The following is a 496-nucleotide window of genomic DNA, read 5'->3' as shown; positions in this document are numbered from 1 at the left end:
GGACTGGACGCGGCCCGCGGACAGCCGCGGCATGACCTTCTTCCACAGGACCGGCGAGACCTCGTAGCCGTAGAGACGGTCGAGGATGCGGCGGGTCTCCTGGGCGTCGACCAGCTTCTGGTTGAGCTCGCGCGGGTTGGCCACCGCCTCCCGGATCGCGTCCTTGGTGATCTCGTGGAACACCATGCGCTTGACCGGGATCTTCGGCTTCAGCACTTCCTGGAGGTGCCACGCGATGGCCTCGCCCTCGCGGTCCTCATCGGTGGCGAGGAAGAGCTCGTCGGACTCCTTCAGCAGGTCCTTGAGCTTCTTGACCTGCGCCTTCTTGTCCGCGTTGACCACATAGATCGGCTGGAAGTCATGGTCGACGTCCACACCGAGGCGGCGCACCTCGCCGGTGTACTTCTCCGGAACCTCGGCAGCGCCGTTGGGAAGGTCGCGAATGTGCCCGACGCTCGCCTCGACGATGTAGCCAGGGCCGAGATAGCCCTTGATC

Annotated in this window: 1 protein-coding gene; it reads right to left on the bottom strand. The window is 65.3% G+C overall.

What is annotated here, in order from left to right; all coding sequences use genetic code 11:
• A partial coding sequence (locus LPA54_RS36845) for a toprim domain-containing protein (protein WP_228984845.1) occupies positions 1-496 on the bottom strand: 496 nt, incomplete at both ends.

The organism is Streptomyces sp. DH12 (assembly GCF_020873895.1).
Taxonomy (GTDB): domain Bacteria; phylum Actinomycetota; class Actinomycetes; order Streptomycetales; family Streptomycetaceae; genus Streptomyces.
The sequence above is the reverse complement of the archived record's forward strand: the minus strand, read 5'-3'. Positions and strand labels throughout refer to the sequence as shown.